Origin of the sequence: Spirillospora sp. NPDC052269 (assembly GCF_040679435.1) — a bacterium.
Lineage (GTDB): Bacteria > Actinomycetota > Actinomycetes > Streptosporangiales > Streptosporangiaceae > Spirillospora.
Map to the genome: position 1 here is coordinate 1 of NZ_JBFAUU010000009.1, position 13,036 is coordinate 13,036.

14 protein-coding genes are annotated in these 13,036 nt (G+C 68.1%); 9 read left to right on the forward strand and 5 right to left on the reverse strand.

The window, feature by feature from the left end:
* Nucleotides 1-96: 96 nt before the first annotated feature.
* Nucleotides 97-1,062: a hypothetical protein gene (locus AB0L06_RS20035; RefSeq protein WP_500232538.1), complete on the reverse strand. Its 966-nt coding sequence runs from the start codon at nucleotides 1,060-1,062 to the stop codon at nucleotides 97-99.
* A gap of 2,266 nt (nucleotides 1,063-3,328) precedes the next feature.
* Between AB0L06_RS20035 and AB0L06_RS20040 the strand changes: the two genes are divergently transcribed.
* Nucleotides 3,329-3,643 (forward strand): immunity protein CdiI family protein, encoded by a 315-nt coding sequence (locus tag AB0L06_RS20040; RefSeq protein ID WP_500232897.1) that lies wholly within the window; start codon nucleotides 3,329-3,331, stop codon nucleotides 3,641-3,643.
* Between the two features lie 387 nt (nucleotides 3,644-4,030).
* Nucleotides 4,031-5,296 (forward strand): alpha/beta hydrolase family protein, encoded by a 1,266-nt coding sequence (locus AB0L06_RS20045; RefSeq protein WP_500232539.1) that lies wholly within the window; start codon nucleotides 4,031-4,033, stop codon nucleotides 5,294-5,296.
* A 94-nt stretch (nucleotides 5,297-5,390) separates the two neighbouring features.
* Here AB0L06_RS20045 and AB0L06_RS20050 read toward each other — a convergent pair whose 3' ends face one another.
* A complete protein-coding gene (locus tag AB0L06_RS20050; protein ID WP_500232540.1) occupies nucleotides 5,391-5,597 on the reverse strand; it encodes a hypothetical protein in 207 nt (68 codons plus the stop codon).
* A 37-nt stretch (nucleotides 5,598-5,634) separates the two neighbouring features.
* Here AB0L06_RS20050 and AB0L06_RS20055 point away from each other — a divergent pair, with 37 nt between their 5' ends.
* The 4 genes from AB0L06_RS20055 (at nucleotide 5,635) to AB0L06_RS20070 (ending at nucleotide 8,102) form a co-directional block, all read left to right on the forward strand.
* Nucleotides 5,635-6,357, forward strand: a complete 723-nt coding sequence (locus AB0L06_RS20055) for a hypothetical protein (RefSeq protein WP_500232541.1) — start codon at nucleotides 5,635-5,637, stop codon at nucleotides 6,355-6,357.
* 162 nt (nucleotides 6,358-6,519) lie between these two features.
* A complete protein-coding gene (locus AB0L06_RS20060; RefSeq protein WP_500232542.1) occupies nucleotides 6,520-7,149 on the forward strand; it encodes a COG4315 family predicted lipoprotein in 630 nt (209 codons plus the stop codon).
* Nucleotides 7,150-7,216: 67 nt separating this feature from the next.
* Nucleotides 7,217-7,648 carry a COG4315 family predicted lipoprotein gene (locus AB0L06_RS20065; protein ID WP_500232543.1) on the forward strand — a complete coding sequence of 144 codons (432 nt, stop codon included), beginning with the start codon at nucleotides 7,217-7,219 and terminating at the stop codon, nucleotides 7,646-7,648.
* On the forward strand, nucleotides 7,629-8,102 hold the full coding sequence (locus AB0L06_RS20070) for a hypothetical protein (protein ID WP_500232544.1): 474 nt from the start codon (nucleotides 7,629-7,631) through the stop codon (nucleotides 8,100-8,102). The genes AB0L06_RS20065 and AB0L06_RS20070 overlap by 20 nt, the downstream gene beginning before the upstream one ends.
* A 27-nt stretch (nucleotides 8,103-8,129) precedes the next feature.
* On the opposite strand, the gene AB0L06_RS20075 is transcribed toward AB0L06_RS20070, so the two are convergent.
* Together AB0L06_RS20075 and AB0L06_RS20080 are read right to left on the reverse strand one after the other, a co-directional pair.
* Nucleotides 8,130-9,221 carry a winged helix DNA-binding domain-containing protein gene (locus AB0L06_RS20075; RefSeq protein ID WP_500232545.1) on the reverse strand — a complete coding sequence of 364 codons (1,092 nt, stop codon included), beginning with the start codon at nucleotides 9,219-9,221 and terminating at the stop codon, nucleotides 8,130-8,132.
* A gap of 117 nt (nucleotides 9,222-9,338) precedes the next feature.
* On the reverse strand, nucleotides 9,339-9,779 hold the full coding sequence (locus AB0L06_RS20080) for a YybH family protein (protein WP_500232546.1): 441 nt from the start codon (nucleotides 9,777-9,779) through the stop codon (nucleotides 9,339-9,341).
* A gap of 136 nt (nucleotides 9,780-9,915) precedes the next feature.
* Here AB0L06_RS20080 and AB0L06_RS20085 point away from each other — a divergent pair, with 136 nt between their 5' ends.
* On the forward strand, nucleotides 9,916-10,551 hold the full coding sequence (locus AB0L06_RS20085) for a SigE family RNA polymerase sigma factor (RefSeq protein WP_500232547.1): 636 nt from the start codon (nucleotides 9,916-9,918) through the stop codon (nucleotides 10,549-10,551).
* 11 nt (nucleotides 10,552-10,562) lie between these two features.
* Nucleotides 10,563-11,780, forward strand: a complete 1,218-nt coding sequence (locus AB0L06_RS20090) for an NHL repeat-containing protein (RefSeq protein ID WP_500232548.1) — start codon at nucleotides 10,563-10,565, stop codon at nucleotides 11,778-11,780.
* Nucleotides 11,781-11,853: 73 nt separating this feature from the next.
* Here AB0L06_RS20090 and AB0L06_RS20095 read toward each other — a convergent pair whose 3' ends face one another.
* Nucleotides 11,854-12,534 carry an NADPH-dependent F420 reductase gene (locus AB0L06_RS20095; RefSeq protein ID WP_500232549.1) on the reverse strand — a complete coding sequence of 227 codons (681 nt, stop codon included), beginning with the start codon at nucleotides 12,532-12,534 and terminating at the stop codon, nucleotides 11,854-11,856.
* 73 nt (nucleotides 12,535-12,607) lie between these two features.
* Here AB0L06_RS20095 and AB0L06_RS20100 point away from each other — a divergent pair, with 73 nt between their 5' ends.
* On the forward strand, nucleotides 12,608-13,030 hold the full coding sequence (locus AB0L06_RS20100; protein ID WP_500232550.1) for a MarR family winged helix-turn-helix transcriptional regulator: 423 nt from the start codon (nucleotides 12,608-12,610) through the stop codon (nucleotides 13,028-13,030).
* The last annotated feature ends 6 nt before the right edge of the window (nucleotides 13,031-13,036 follow it).

Consider the following 13,036-nt stretch of genomic DNA (forward strand, 5'->3'; position numbering starts at 1 on the left):
GTCCTACCAGGGGCTTTGTTGCGTTCCCGGCCCGCCGCGCCGCCCGCGATCATGCTGTGACCAGCAGCCCCCCAGACACCACTGAAAAAGACTCAATCACTGCCCTTCCGGGCACGAAAATAGTGAAGTGTTGTTCTGTGGCCCAGAGTAGATACTAGCCGATTTTGTAATCGAGTTCAGCTTGGGATTGAGGCTGCCGTCGGAAGGTTGGTCGACCTGGAGTGCGGTTGCGGCTATCAGGTAGCGGTGACACCAGGTCAGCGATCTGCCCTGGGCGCCAGAGTTCACCCCCGTGAACTTCTGGCAGACCCCGACCCCCGGACCGTTGGGCGGGCAAATGAGCCCCCACTCGGAGGGAGGCCAGTCCTTGAGGTAAGTGGAAGCAGTATGGGCAGTCTGAATGTCGGCCAGCGGGATAACCCACACCGAAACCCCGATCGTCTGAGATCGATTAATATAAAACCCTTCAATCTGCTGGCTACAGTGGTACCGCACAAGCGTGGCCTTTACGTTTCCACTCTCGCTTGAGGGGCACGAGGCAGGTACCCCACTAATCCGAGTGAAGCCATCGATCACAGTTTGACTGTCAGACAAACCGTTGAAGCTCGTTGGGAGAAGCGCCGTTCCCGTGAGTGGAGTCTGGTCCGTCGCCTGGCTGTCGAGGCTGGCAGGAAAGGTCGTCGATAGAGTGACATCTGGAGAGGGGGTCGTCGTTATGGTGGGGTGGGGGTGAACATGGTCGTTCCCGCCATTTTCCAAGAAGTAGCCGATGATGGCTGCCAAGGCGACCGCGCTAACGATCGACACGGCAGTGAGCATGGCCCGCTTCACTGCGGACGGCAGTGCTGGCCAAGGGTGAGGGAGCGGATGCCATGGCCTTGGCAGATCCTTGATGATGCCGTACACCGCCGGCCCCAACCCGATCAGCGCCACGAACAGCCCGATCACGCTGGCCCACTTGTCGGCCTTGTCCAGCCCCTGCGAGACCAGATACGCCGCCAAACCCACCAGCACCACGAGCGCGATCCCGGCGCCAATCCAGACCCGGGTACGACTTGTCATACCGGCCATCATTGACCACCACCCCCGCCAACCCGAAGAGAACGCTCACAACTCGTGATCCCTCTGGTGCGGCTCACCGTTCCGATGCAGCTCACCGTTCGCACCGGCGGCCCGTCGGCACGTGTAGTTCGTACAGGTCAGGCATGTGGTTGTACAGGGCACCCACCGAAACGTCCAGCAACTTGGCGGTGCCAGTGATCGAGTCGTCCCGATTGAGCGGCAGGTCCCAGGCCTACAACCACAGGTCCTCGTTGACGACGGCGAGGCGTCCGCAGACCGAGCAGGGGAGCCCCACCGCCACGACCCTCGAGAGAGCGTCCCCAAGCCCAGTAACCGGCCGAACATGCCGCCCGAGGCTCCTCCCAGCCGCGGCCGTGACCGGTGAGGTTCCGTCCGGCGGTACCAACCTGATCACCACCATCCGAGATCGCGCCGTGCGGGTCGCCCTACTGGCGCAACGTGTTCAGGATGCCGAAAGCCCCACGACGGACCGTGTGGCTTGGAGCCGGTCTCATCTGCGAAGCAGCTCGTCCGGACAGCCCCGGGGTCTGCGGCCCAACGCTTCCAGCTCGACCAAGGCGAGTCGAGGCACCGCCCTCTGCTGCACCGCGGGCAGCACGGACGGCTCCGAGAGCGGGACGACGACAGGCGGTCGTTCACTGCGTCAGTTGCGTCGATCACCGGTTCTCTCGGGATGGCGACGTCAGGGGGAGGGTGCAGCCGCTGCTGCACGGTCGAGTTCTCGACTCGGCTGCTACGCCGCCGAGCACAGATGATGGCGGTACGGGACCGACGGCATCGAGATCACGCGCCTTGCCCTGGCTGGAGGATAAAGACACACCGTCATGACGGTGTGTCGTCACGGCTTGCTGACGGTTCTGCGCCCGGCTGAGGAGGCAGCGTCTTATCCGCAGCATCTGTGGGGGCGGGACGCCTCGGACGGCCACGGAATGCTTCAAGCAGAAGCGTGGTGCCAGCGAGGACGCCCCCCAGCGGGACTGCCAGTGGTGGCCACAAGGCAACAATTGCTCCGAGTGACATCACTATGACAACGGCGAGGATCTTCGTCCACGAGGGGCGTTGGGGCGATCGACGAGGTTCGTTCCTCGACTGAAACGGGAACCAAAGAGGTATGAGCGCGTCCCATCTGGCGTGTTCGGCTTCCTGTTGGCGCAGGGAGCCGTCGCCGCTTCGAACAGGACTACTCTCGCCGTCACCAGGGAGATGTACCCACTCCACCCCGAGCGGGGACCTTACTTAACCGATAGCACTGTTGTCCCCATGTGTCAGGATTCAACCCAGCGTTTCCGAGAATGCCCTCCTGCTTACCGGAGTGCACATGGGGCGACCCCCTGAGGCCCGCAGAAGCCAACCCGCGCCTCGCCACCGCCAACTACGACGGCATCGTACATATCTGGGACCCCGAAACCGGCGACACCCTCAACACCCTCCGCAGCCACACCGGCATTGGGATCTCGATCTGCGCTTAAATCACACCACACGGAACCCACCTCGCCAGCGCCAGCATCAATGACCACACCGTGCTGATCTGGAGCCCGGGAGGCTCACTACTTGAAGTGAAGGTGCACCATCCAGCCAAATCAATCGCAGCGGCTCTCTACGGTTTTGCCGTTGGGCTCAGCGCAGGTGTTGTAAGGCTCGACCTGCATACCCCGAACCGGCCAGTGCTCACCGACACTATGGGCGCCAACCGTGATCCGCACGGTATCGATCTTGATAGCGCTGGAGGACTGCGACGATGAAGCCTTCCAACGACATGTCGCCCGCGCATGCCCCAGGAACTATCTCGTCGGGAGCGGCAGGACGGCGGCGGGTAGGGGGATCCGGCTTAATTCCCCCGCCGACGCCTACAGGTCGCACATGCCCGGCGCTACCGGGCAATCGTGTACGTGCCCGATACGGTGATTTCGCGTGGGTGGTTGGTGCGAATCCGTCCACCGACACGAACTCCCCATCGGCGGGTGGCGGCCTATGCCGGGGCGCCACGGTCGCTCGATGGTCGCTCGGTGGTTTCGACAGGGCGTGGTGGCGGGTGACACGGAGCGGCACGCGAAGCGGGGCAAGGGCGGACAGGGTGGCACGTTGCGATACCGCCCTGACCCCCATCGTGGCGGGTGGCGGGGGCTTCTAATCTGCCGGTCGGGGGTTCGAATCTCTCTGGGCGCGCCGCCTCTGACCTGCAAAAACCCCCTCGCGGTCAAGATCACGCCCCTCCGCCCGGTGGTCGCCCGGCGGCATCCGAGTCCTGGCCGACTACCAGTCCTACCCGCTGTGGGTGAATCACCCCGACGGCGAGCTGGACAATGTCGCACCGGACACCTTTCCCATATCACCTGGCCTTGCGGAATCCTTGGATCATTGGGCGGACGAGTTCGACGGGATCCTGAACGAGGATGATCCGGCGTCCTCCGACTTCGCCACACCTGATGACGAACGCCGATTCAACGACCAGGGCCGGAACCTCGCCCAACGACTCGCGAGAGAGATGGGACCCGAGTACAAAGTCACCTACTTTGACATTCTCGACCGCAAAGATGTTTCGATCAACATCGAAGAATAGTTCCACGTGCCGGTTCCTCAGGAGGCCCTGGGGGTGTGGACCGCGGGCCTGCTGGGGATGGCGGATAGGCGGCAGGGGCTGGTCAGGCAGCAGCCCATCGGGCTTGGGTGCCAGAGTGACTCCGCCCAGTTGGGGATGGTGCGGGTCGCCCGCAGCCGCCGCGCACCCTGGGTCGGCGGCACTTGCTGGAGCTCAGCCAGCCACTTGCCGACGGACAGCAGCCCTGCATCGGCACAACACCCTGCCCTGATCTCCAGCGCTTCTCAGCCTTGTGTGACATCGGCGGCGCATCGAGGCTGACGGAGGCTCCTCACCCTCAGGGGTGAGGTTGTGGTTCACCGTTGGGTGGGACGCGCCTTTGGGGCGGCGGAGGCGAATGTTGGGCCCATGGACAGCAAGAACATCAAGAGCACCACGATCCTCGCCGGCGTCGCCCTGACCGGAGTGGCCGCCGTCGGCCTCGGTGCCCTGGCGTCCGAGCCTGTGGTCTCCTCGCACTTCACCTCCACCGCGTCCGCGACGGAGCGCGGCTCGCTCGTCAAGGCCGAGCACCTGCGCGCTCTGTCCGCCGAGGAGGTTCGTACGGTGCTCGGTCAGGGTGGGTTTGACGCCTCGACCGTGAAGCATGGGGTGGACGCCTACCGGCTCACCTATCGGACGGTGGATACCAAGGGCGCGGGCACCACTGCCACGGGCTTGTTCGTGGTGCCGCAGGGGAAGCGGGGTCGGCTCACGCCGGTCTCGTACACGCATGGGACCACCAGCTATAAGGCGGACGCTCCGTCTGTGAGCACCAGCCCGTGGGCCGTCGGCCCCGCTTACACCTATGCGGGTTCCGGTTTCGCCGCGGTCCTTCCCGACTACCTTGGGCTGGGCGAGGGGCCGGGCGCGCATCCGTGGAAGGACGTGCCGTCCGAGACCTCGGCGTCGCTGGACATGCTCCGCGCCACCCGCGCGTTCGCCCCGCGCACCGGGCACAGTCTCGATCGGGACGTGCTGATCACCGGTTTCTCCCAGGGCGCGTCGTCCGCACTGGGTCTCGCCCGCACCCTCCAGGACGGCACGGACCGGCACTTCCGGGTCAAGGCCGTCGCGCCGATCAGCGGCGGCTACGACTTCGCGGGCGCCGAACTGCCCGCTCTGCTGGACGGGGAGCTCGACGCCAAGTCCAGCGCGCTCTACGCCGCCTACCTGCTGACGTCCTGGCAGCGCATCCACGGCGGCATCTACCGGACGCCGTCGGAGATCTTCCAGGCACCGTACGCCGACCGCGTCGAGAAGTACTTCGACAGCACCACCCCGGGCCCGGTGATGTTCCAGGGCATGCCCAACCGCCTGGCGGACCTGCTGACCCCGCGCGGCTGGGCGCTGCTGCGAAACCCGTCCGGCCCCTTCGCCGCAGCCCTGCGGACCGACGGCGAGGTCTGCAAGGCCTGGACGCCCCGGATGACCGTCCGGTTCTACAAGGCCGAGGCCGACGAGCAGGCGACGACCCTCAACACCGACCACTGCGTCGCCTCGCTGCGTGAGCGCGGCGTGAACCCGCAGGTCGAGAACCTCGGCAAGCCGCTCTACCAGGGGTCGCTGCACCTCGGCACGAACGTCGCCGGGACCGGGAAGGTCGTCCACTGGTTCTCGTCCATGGCCGCCTGAACGGCCAGGACTCAAGAGACGGCCACACCGGTGTTCTGCCGACGGGGTGGCCGTCCCTGGTGCTCAGCAGCGAGTCGGCTGTCGCGGCGTTCGGTCAGGGAAGGTAGGCGCCGAGGATCGCGGTGGACTGGGATCCCTCGATCGTGAAGGCCCTGCCGACGTCGCGGGATTCACCGGTGGTCAGGTCGCGGACCACGAGCCGCTGGTCCTTCGCGCGGTTGTAGGCGATGCGCCATCCGTCCGGACTGATCTCCAGCGGTGGGCTCTGGCGGCGAAGGCTGATGTAGTTGGCATAACGCACTTGACCGCCTACGCTCTCGACTTCTAGCGTAGGCGGCATGACGACTGACACCACCTACACGAGCGTCGCCGCGGCCCGCCGCCTCCACGTGCTCGGTGACTGGGACCACGCGGCCGCGCTGCTGGACGCGCAGGAGAGCACCGAGGCACTCGAGCTGAAGGCCGAGATTCTGTACGAGCGGTTCCTGTTCCGGCTCGACGGCCTGGAAGCCGCCGCCGACGCGATCGCGGCCCTCGATCCGGAATCGACGCAAGCCCGTCTGCTCGCCGCCCGGCTCGCCTACACCCGTGTGCTCTTCCAACTGGACCCGCGGCCAGGGGACTACGAGACCGCAGAGGACGGGTACCGTTTCGCCTCCGCTGACCCGAAGACGCATGGATGGGCCGAGTTCCATTGGGGCGCGCTCCTCGACAACATTCGCGAGGACGCGGCCGCCGCGAAAGCGCATTACGACAAGGCCCTGCAGGCCTCCCAGGAGGAAGGCGACCCGATCCTCGAGTCCATCGTGCTCCGCCACGTGGCCTGGCGTGTGATCGAGGCCGGCGACCGCGAAGAAGGGCTGCACATGCTGCGGCGCTCACTCCATCTGCGCGCCGCGGTCGGCCTGCGTCCGCAGATCGCCGCCGCGCAGCTGCTCCTCGCCGCCGAGCTGCCCGAAGGCGACCCTGAGCGCGCCACCCTCATCGAGACCGCTCGGACCATGGCCGACGAAATGAACCTCACCTGGGTTCGCACCGGCCTCGAGAAGCTGGCCACTTAGAACGACATTCCATCACCTTTCTTCTCTGCGGGATATGCGCCTTTAAAAGGGCGGTCAGAGTCTGGGCAAGTCAGTTCTCCCGCCGTTCCCGGGGGTACGGGTCCGGAGCAAAAAGGCATCGGGCAGCCGAAGCCGATGTCTCCCAGGGAAGGACGCTCTGTGATGTCCCGAACGAAGCTCGTGCGCTCATCCGCGTCGACGTCCCGGCCGTGGCGGAACCGCGCCGTGCTCATGGCGGTTCCGGTGGCGGCGCTGGCGGTCGCGGCGACCGGGTGCGGCTCGTCCAGCAACTCGTCCAATTCGGGCGGCGAGACCACACGCCACTCTCCCGTCATGAACGCCACGTCACACATGGCCACGTCACCGATGTCGCCGATGGCCACGGGCACCCCCGGGGCCGGGGGGAAGATCGCGACGGCGTCGGTGGGCAGCCTGGGCAAGATCCTGGTGGACGGCAAGGGCCGCACCGTGTACCTGTTCGAGAAGGACCAGGGCGGCAAGTCGTCCTGCACCGGAGCCTGCGCGGCGGTGTGGCCGCCGGTCCCCGCCAAGGGCAAGCCACAGGCGGGCTCGGGCGCGAACGCGTCGATGCTCGGCACCACCAGCAGGGGCCACGGCATCATGCAGGTGACCTACAACAAGCACCCGCTGTACTACTACACGCCCGACACCGGGACCAAGGGCAGCGCCAAGGGTGAGGGCCTCAACCAGTTCGGCGGCGCCTGGTACGTCGTGTCCCCGGCCGGCAAGAAGGTCGAGCAGGGCAACACCGGCGGTGGTGGCGGTTACTGACCCGCTGCGCCTTCGGGCCGCTCCCGCCTGGCGGGGGTGGTCCGCCGTCGTGGTCGGAGGACTGCTGGTGGCCGGTTGCGCCTTCGCGACGAACTCGCGGCATCCCGGCCGCCAGCGGCTCTCCACCGCGACCGTGCCACGGCTCGGACGGATCGTCGTGGACGACAAGGGCCGCACGCTGTACCTGTTCGCCGTCGATCCGCCGAACCGGTCCACCTGCTTCGGCGCCTGCGCGAGCGTCTGGCCACCGGCCACCACCCAAGGACGGCCCGGAGCGTCTGGCGGGGTTCAGCCAGCCATGCTGACCACGCTCGCCCGGACGGACGGTCCCCGCCAACTCGTCTACGCCGGGCATCCGCTGTACTACTACCAAGCCGACACCGGCCCCGGCGACACGCACGGCCAGGGCATCGTCCAGTTCGGCGCCTCGTGGTTCGCCATCACCCCCCAGGGACAGATCCAGGCAACGGGGAGTGCGCATGGCGGCGTCCAACACTGAACGCGGCGCGGGCGCGCTCGCACCGCCCCTGCTGCGGCGCCTGGCCGCTCTGCTGCTGTTCGGCGTCGGCGCGGTGCACCTGTACGAGTACGTCCTCGACCACTACCACGTCATCCCGATCATCGGCGTGCTGTTCGCCGCCAACGTCGTGATCTCGGTCGTCCTGGGCCTCGCCCTGGCCGCGCCGCCGGAGTCCCTGCGCCTTCTCGGGTCGTCACCGGTCGTCCGGTCCTTGCCGCTCGTCGGACGGGCTCCGCACGCCCTCGTCGCGCTCGCCGGGATCGCGTTCCTCCTCGGCACGCTCGTCGGTCTGGTCATCAGCGAGCAGGCCACGTTCTTCGGCTTCCATGAGTACGGCTACCGGACCACCGTCTGGCTGGCGCTCGGCCTGGAGTCGGCCGCCATCGTGGTCCTCGCCGCATTCGTCGTCCTGGAGACCCGCCTCCGTCCATGACGGTCACTGCGTCCGCCCCGCACTGCGTCAGCCTTCGGCGTCGATTTGGACGTGCTCGATGCCTTCGTCCAGGAAGGTGATCAAGTCCTGTGCTTCCCCGCGGACTTCTTCCTGCTCCACATGGGTGAGGGGACGGAGGGGGCTGATGCGAAGGCGATGGTCGCGGACGGCCCAGGTGGCGGAGACACGTCCGTCGACCAGGAGCACGCGGTGGCCCGCGACGGACAGGCCGCGGTGGACGGTGTCGATGATGCGACTGCGGTCGTGATAGCCGAGGACGGCGTTGTCGAAGGCCGGGAGGAACCGGACGGGCGCCGGGGTGTCGGGATCGGGGCGGGGCGCGTCGGGCAGATCGAGCAGTTCGCGGCCGCGTTCGTCGCGGAAGACGACGAGTTCCTCCCGGACGGCTTTGACGGCGGCGGAAAGACCGGCGAGGCCGCACCAGGCGCGCAGGTCCGCGCTGGCCGCGGGCCCGTACGCGGCGAGGTAGCGACGCAGCATCTGCTGCCCGACGGGATCGTCGTCCCCGGCGGGCAGGGGGTCGATGTCCCGCTGCAACCAGGTGGCCAACATCAGGATGCGCACGCCCGCGGTCTGCTTCCAAAGTCCGCGGGGCGGGAGCTGGACCATGGGCACGAGAACGCCGACGAGCTCGCCCAGGGTCCGGCGCGGCGGTCCGGGCCAGCGCTCCCCAATGGCTTGCGCGAGCTCGCCCACCGTGCGGGGCTGCTCGTCGACCATGACCTCCCGGCCCACTGCGGCGACCTCGTCCACATCGATGCCGGCCAGCTCGTCTCGGTAGACGCCCTGCACCCGCTGCAGCAGCATGGCGGCGTGGCGGGCCCGCCAGGCGAGCGCGTCGTCGGAGGCCATGAGGTGAATGGTGCGGCGCATCAGGTGGGTCCGCACCACGACGCGATCGGTCAGCGCGTCGTCCAACTGCTTGGGCTTGAAGTCGATGAGGCGAGACCACAACCCGATGAACGGCTCCTGCGGCTCCTGCGCCTGCACACCGCCCAGATGGGTCACCGCCTCAAGCACGGATGCGTCGCCACGCGCAAGCAGGTGTTGCCGAGCAAGAGCGGCGCGGTTGAGAGCGCGATTATTGAGCACGGTCATGGATCAGGCCACCGTCCACCCGCAAGATGAATTCCGTCGTACGCCACCTTGCCTGGAGTAGAGGACGGCCTGTGTCCTCTACTCCAGAAAGAGGAGCGGCTCGGTCGCCGGTTTCGGTCAGGGCTCGAGGTCGGCGACGCCCTTGCCGGTCGCGATGTCGAACGGGACGGACACCTGGTCGTGGACGATCAGCCAGGTGCCGTCGATCCTCTGGAAGCAGAACGTGCCGCGGACCCACATGCCCTTCACCGCGGTCCCGTTCGGGAGCGTCCCGCCGAGCCTGCCGAACAGGTGCCCGAACGCGACGTCGTCGCCCACGGTGACGTTCAGGTCCCGGACCTCGTAGGACACCTCGTCGAAGATCGTGAACACCTTCGCCCAGTTCTTCATCTTGGCGTCCACCCCGACGTGCTGCAGGGGCGGGTCGATGTCGAAGGAGACGACGTCCTCCGCGTAGAGCGCGCTCAGGGCCTCGGGGTCCTTCGCGTGGATCTCCGCGACCAGCTTGTCGATCTTGCCCCTGATCTCGGCCTCGGCCGCCGTGCGCTGCGTTGTCATGGCTTCCCCGTCCATCGGTGCGGAATCTTTCGGCTTCATGCATACGACCGGACAGCGCCCCGGAATGTGAGGTCCGCAGGAGCGCGCGGCAGAGGACGGGCAACCGGATCACGGGGTGATGTGTCGTAGAGGGGCAGTGACCGAGTTCCAGGAGAGTGAATGGACGGTGAACTGTGTCGTGGGCAGTGCGGCGGCGAGGTCGGATGTGGCCGACCAGGACGGGACGTCGGACGGGGCCGGCCGGGGTGATGGAGACGTCGCCCCGGCCGGGCCGGGCGAGATGGGCGGTCTCGACCGCGACGTCCCGGAGGACTGGATGGCCGCGCGGCTGCCCGCGTTGCAGCGGTACGCCTACCTCCTGACAGGGGACGCGCACGACGCCGAGGACGTCGTCCAGACCGCCCTGGCCAGGACGTTGGCGGCCTGGCCCCGAGTGATCCGGAAGCACGACCCGGAGGCGTACGTGCGCAAGGCCATCGCCCGGCTGGTGCTGAACTCGAGGCGGCGGGCATGGAGGGAGAGGCTGTGGGCCAGTCCGCCCGAGCGGGCCGAACAGCCGTCCTGGCCGGGTGACCGGGTCGTGATGTGGACCGCCCTGGCGACCCTGCCGCCGCGCCAGCGCGCGGTGGTGGTGCTGCGGTACTACGAGGACCTCTCCGAAGCGCAGATCGCCGAGACCCTCGGCTGTTCGCGCGGAACGGTCAAAAGCCAGTCCGCCAAGGCGCTGGCGAAGCTGAAGGGCTACTTCGAGAACGAGAGGGCTGCCCGGTGAACGATTTCGACATGCTCCTTCACGAGACCCTCCGGGAGAAGGCGGAGGCGGTGACGCCCGCGCCGGACGCCGTCCGGTCCGTCACGGTGCGGGCCCACCGCATCCGGCGGCGCCGGCGGGGCTCGGCAATGGCCGCGGGCGCGACCGCGGTGATGGCGGCGGTGCTGGCCGGCGCTCTGGTGGCCCTTCCGGAACCTCGCCACGGGGGGCCTGCCGTCGACGTGCCCGGGAAGGTCAGCCGGTTCGATGCCCCGAAGGTCAAGGCCAGGTATCTCCAGCCGGTCCCGTTGAACGGTTCGCTCTACATGGTCAATGACAACGGCGACGTGGTCAGGGTGGACGCGTCGGGCAACGCCCTGACGAAGATGCGCCCCGCCCTCGGCCTGCCCGGTCAGCCCCTGCCCATTGTGTTCGGCGCGTCCATCCAGGCTCTGTTCGCCTCCGGCGGGGGACTCTGGCTGGTGGGGACCGTCGTCGGGGTCCCGTACTACCTCCAGCGGCTGGACCCGGTGTCTCTGAAGGTCGTCCGGAGGATCAAGCTGAGCCCGAGGAAGTACAGCAACGTGGTCGCGACGGAGACCTCGATCTGGACCGGCCAGCTCGACGACGTGGTCCGCCTGGACGGGCGAACCGGGGCCATCACCGAGCACCTGCGCGTGGTGGGCGACCTGCCGCCCGATGCCGACAGGAACAGCTTCGAACTGGTGTCGGTCGACGAGAAGGCGGGCGTGGCCTGGCTGTCCGGCCAGGCGGCGAACCAGATCCCCGTGGTCTTGTCCGCCCGGATCACCTCGGGCAGGCTGACCGTGACCGGCTTCAACACTGCCGTGGAGCGGGGGGACGGGGGCCTGGCCCCTGGGGGCGCCGGCACGCTCTGGGCGGCCTCCAGAGGGACCATCGTCCACCTGGAACCCGCGGCGAAAGGGATCGTCCTCCGGCGCCGGGCCGCCGGGACCTACCTGCCCCGGGCCTGGCACAAGCAGGTTGAGGCGTTCACGGCGACCCGGAACAGGCTGTGGGCCCTCGAAATCCGTCCCGGCGGCGGCCCGCGCCGGACGACCCTCGTCTGCCTCGACAACGGCAACGGCGAAGTCCTGGGCCGATATCCGATCCCGGAATCCGCGGCCCCGGCGCCGTCGCTCGAGCTGACGGGAGACGAGCACCGGGTCTACACCCAGGTCGGCTCCCACCTCTACACCGTCCGCGGCCCGGACCGCTGCCTCTCCTGAGTCCTGCGAGCCGGAAGCGGGAGCCGGCCCGACACTCGGGACGAGCGGACTCGGGACGAGCGGACTCGGGTCGTCAAGCCGGGACGGTGACGGGGATTCGGGCCGGGGCGGCGGAGACCTGGGCGGCGAGGTCGGCCGGGGTGAACATGTGGGGGAACAGGGCGCCGCCCGGGTCCAGGGGCGCGGACTCGGCCAGGGTGCCGATGTGGACGGGGACGAATCCGGTGGCGCGTACCAGCTCGTGCACGATCTCGTTCGCCTCCGGATCGTCCCCGGCGACCGCCATGCCCCAGAAGCCCGGCTGCGCGGTGCCCCGGTAGGCGAGGGACTCGTCCATCACGTGGGTGAAGGCCCGGACGACCGTCGACCGCGGCAGGAGCCGGGCGGTGTGGTTCCCCGCGGTCAGGTCCGCGGGGAGCGTCGAGATGATCCGGCCGTCCGCGGAGACGCCCATCGGGTTGCCCGCGTCGATGACGATCTTCCCGGCCAGGTGGGGCGCCGTGGCCGCGAGGACGGTGTCGACCGCCTCGTGGTTGAGCGCGTTCAGGACGATGTCGGCCGCGGCGGCCGCCTGCTCCAGCGAGGTGACCTCGGCTCGGGGGCCGAGTTCGTCGATGAGGTCGCGGAGCTTGCCGGGAGTGCGGACGCCGAAGGTCACGGTGTGGCCGGCGGCGATCCAGGCGCGGCCGATCGCCCGGCCGATCGGGCCGGCTCCGAGGATTCCCAGGTGTCGCGAGGTGCTCGAGGTCTGCATGGGGCAAGACCTTAAAGCTTGAAGTATTCAAACTGCAAATATTTCCACTTGATGCACTTGCTAGGGTGGGGGCATGGACGGCAGCGGAGAGCGGGACCTGGTCGCCGAGCGGGAGATCTGCGGGCTGGTCGGGGAGCTGGCACGGCGCATCGACCACCACGTCCGGGAACGCGTCGCCGGGCTGGAGCTGACCGGGCCGCAGGCGGTCGCGCTGCGCGAGCTGACCGGGCCGATGACGATGCGGGACCTCGCCACCCGGATGGGCTGCGAGCCGTCCAACGTCACCTACGTCGCCGACCGCCTGGAGAAGCAGGGGATCATCGAGCGGCAGGCCCACCCGCACGACCGCAGGGCCAAGCGCCTCGCCCTGACCGAGCAGGGGACCGCCCTGCGCGAGCGGCTCATCGGAATCCTGTCCGAGGAGTCGCCGCTGTCCGGTCTGTCCTTCGAGGAGCAGCGGGCCCTTCAGGACCTGCTGCTCAAGGCCGTCCGCTGACGGACC

Bases quoted from the DNA above. Each gene is read 5' to 3' on its own strand.
- AB0L06_RS20090 (WP_500232548.1), top strand. From the start codon at position 10,563: ATGCTCCTTCACGAGACCCTCCGGGAGAAGGCGGAGGCGGTGACGCCC.
- AB0L06_RS20035 (WP_500232538.1), bottom strand. From the start codon at position 1,062: ATGACAAGTCGTACCCGGGTCTGGATTGGCGCCGGGATCGCGCTCGTG.
- AB0L06_RS20075 (WP_500232545.1), bottom strand. From the start codon at position 9,221: ATGACCGTGCTCAATAATCGCGCTCTCAACCGCGCCGCTCTTGCTCGG.
- AB0L06_RS20060 (WP_500232542.1), top strand. From the start codon at position 6,520: ATGTCCCGAACGAAGCTCGTGCGCTCATCCGCGTCGACGTCCCGGCCG.
- AB0L06_RS20045 (WP_500232539.1), top strand. From the start codon at position 4,031: ATGGACAGCAAGAACATCAAGAGCACCACGATCCTCGCCGGCGTCGCC.
- AB0L06_RS20100 (WP_500232550.1), top strand. From the start codon at position 12,608: ATGGACGGCAGCGGAGAGCGGGACCTGGTCGCCGAGCGGGAGATCTGC.
- AB0L06_RS20055 (WP_500232541.1), top strand. From the start codon at position 5,635: ATGACGACTGACACCACCTACACGAGCGTCGCCGCGGCCCGCCGCCTC.
- AB0L06_RS20080 (WP_500232546.1), bottom strand. From the start codon at position 9,779: ATGACAACGCAGCGCACGGCGGCCGAGGCCGAGATCAGGGGCAAGATC.
- AB0L06_RS20070 (WP_500232544.1), top strand. From the start codon at position 7,629: ATGGCGGCGTCCAACACTGAACGCGGCGCGGGCGCGCTCGCACCGCCC.
- AB0L06_RS20095 (WP_500232549.1), bottom strand. From the start codon at position 12,534: ATGCAGACCTCGAGCACCTCGCGACACCTGGGAATCCTCGGAGCCGGC.